The sequence below is a fragment of the Bacillus sp. AFS012607 genome (genome assembly GCF_002558005.1).
Taxonomy (GTDB): domain Bacteria; phylum Bacillota; class Bacilli; order Bacillales; family Bacillaceae_G; genus Bacillus_A; species Bacillus_A thuringiensis_S.
Genome location: NZ_NTVM01000063.1, coordinates 1 through 1,190 on the forward strand (window position 1 = coordinate 1; position 1,190 = coordinate 1,190).

Below are 1,190 nucleotides of genomic sequence, written 5' to 3' on the forward strand. Positions count from 1 at the left end.
TATGGTGAGGATGCAGATACAATTGATGGAAACTGTGGGAATACCATCTACATTCTAACGAACGATCAAGAAACCGCCGAAAAAGTTTCCAAAAAACTAGGGAATCAGACGATTAATCTATCTTCCCGAAGCGGAAAAGGTCTTTCTACTGATAAAAATAAAACGGAAAGTCTAGATCAACGACCACTGTTAACAGCAAATGAACTTATGAATTTTAAAGAAGGTGAAAGTGCCGTTATTCGTGTTATAAAACGTCAGGATAATAACAGAAAACGGATCAGACCTCGCCCAATTTATAATACGGGAGAAACAGCTTTAAAATACAGATGGGAGTACTTAGGCGTAGAATTCGATACAGATAAATCTATATTAGATATAGATATTGATTCCCTACATGATGACGTAAATCCAAATTCACTCATTGTAGATTTTTTAGGAGAAAGAAAGGAAAAAACATCAGAGCCGAAACAGGAAGATTTACCACCAGTAGAGACAATGCAGCCAATAGAAGAACCAACCATGATGGGAATTGATGAAGAGATTCCAGAAGAGGCGTTTCAGCAGGAAGATAGCCCATTTGATTCCCTCTCCATTGAAAATTGGAAAGAAAAAACGGTTAGCGAATTTTTTGAATCTGATTTAGCAGTTTTAAAACTGGTTGATAAGTTCTTTTTAGCGCAGTTAGGAAAAGCAATAGATGAAGTTGAAAATCAAGAAATGGGTGAGTTTTACAGTGAATTTCAAATGTTAGCTCACAATGACCACATCGACAAAAGTGTTTATCAAGCAGTCGAAAACAAGATTAATCGAATCTTGCGTGATTTAGAAGAAAAAGAACAAATAACAAGTTAGAAAGCACTCAAATGATTGAGTGCTTTTTTGAATCCAAATATAAAGGGGGAAGAGGTAATGGGTGTACCAACAATAACGGATAAAATGCAATTGATTTTAGATAGTTACTCGCCATTTGTAACAGAAGAAAATGAGGTCATTCTTGGTCTGGAAGATGCGGTTCTTTTCCTTTCAGTAGATCGGGAACAAAAAGGGAAATTGATTATTCGTATTGACAGATTGAATGAAAGAGTGAATTGGACAGCAAAAGAAGTATTAGGGCAGTAATAAGCATGAGAGGAGGATAAATCGTGAAAGATGAAGAGATTTTAAAAACTATAGAAGCGTTCTCGGATTAT

The 1,190-nt window shown here is 35.7% G+C and carries 2 protein-coding genes; both read left to right on the top strand.

The window, feature by feature from the left end; genetic code table 11:
• Nucleotides 1–852 (top strand): TraM recognition domain-containing protein (locus CN409_RS30440; protein WP_170955840.1); only part of this gene is annotated, 852 nt, incomplete at its 5' end.
• Between the two features lie 57 nt (nt 853–909).
• The gene (locus CN409_RS30445; protein WP_000538815.1) at nt 910–1,119 is read left to right on the top strand and encodes a hypothetical protein; all 210 of its coding nucleotides are present in this window, start codon (nt 910–912) and stop codon (nt 1,117–1,119) included.
• Nucleotides 1,120–1,190 lie beyond the last annotated feature (71 nt).

Coding starts and splice junctions, on each gene's coding strand:
- CN409_RS30445 (WP_000538815.1), top strand. CDS start 910: ATGGGTGTACCAACAATAACGGATAAAATGCAATTGATTTTAGATAGT.